Origin of the sequence: Methanobrevibacter cuticularis (genome assembly GCF_001639285.1) — an archaeon.
In the GTDB taxonomy this organism is placed as follows: Archaea; Methanobacteriota; Methanobacteria; order Methanobacteriales; family Methanobacteriaceae; genus Methanobaculum; species Methanobaculum cuticulare.
Genome location: NZ_LWMW01000063.1, coordinates 1 through 621 on the forward strand (window position 1 = coordinate 1; position 621 = coordinate 621).

The following is a 621-nucleotide window of genomic DNA, read 5'->3' on the forward strand; positions in this document are numbered from 1 at the left end:
GATGCTTTGTTGTAGTTGTATTTGGTGTTTTTTGTTGTTTGTATTTTGTAGATTTTGTGTTTTTTGAGTATTTTTTTGAGTGATTTTGTGAAAGTCTTTGAACCTGTTTTTTCTCCGTAGTTTTTGATTGAGTATGTTATGTAGTAGATTTTGTGTTTTTTGGTCTTTTTTGAAGTTGTTTTTTTGCTGTAAACTTTTATTTTTGCTGGTGTTAGTGGTTTGTTAACATTTAAGGTTTTTGTTACACTTGTTGATTCTTTGAATGTGTAGTTTCCAGTATCGTTGGTTATTGTTGTTTGTTGGGTTTTTGCATAGATGCTGTAGTTAGCTGTTTTTGGTACGCTGTAAGTGAATCTTGCTTCTCCATTTTTATCGGTGGTTGCTGAACCTACTTCTTTACCATTAACATAGAAATAAACCTTCTCACCAGATAATAGTTCGTCTGTATCTTTATTTGTGACTGTTGCTGTTATTGTGATTTGTCCATTACCTGAAACAACAGTTAATGCAGTACTAGTTTCATAAGTTGCAGTGTTGTTTTCAAAAGTACAATTATCAATCAAATTAACACTATCAGTTCCATTTAGATATGCATCACCATAATTAGTTGCAGTGTTGTTT

At 31.4% G+C, this 621-nt stretch carries 1 protein-coding gene; it reads right to left on the reverse strand.

The genetic code is table 11. The annotated features are described in order from the left end of the window. Positions 1-621: hypothetical protein (locus tag MBCUT_RS11175; protein WP_169805362.1), on the reverse strand; the 621-nt coding region annotated here is incomplete at both ends.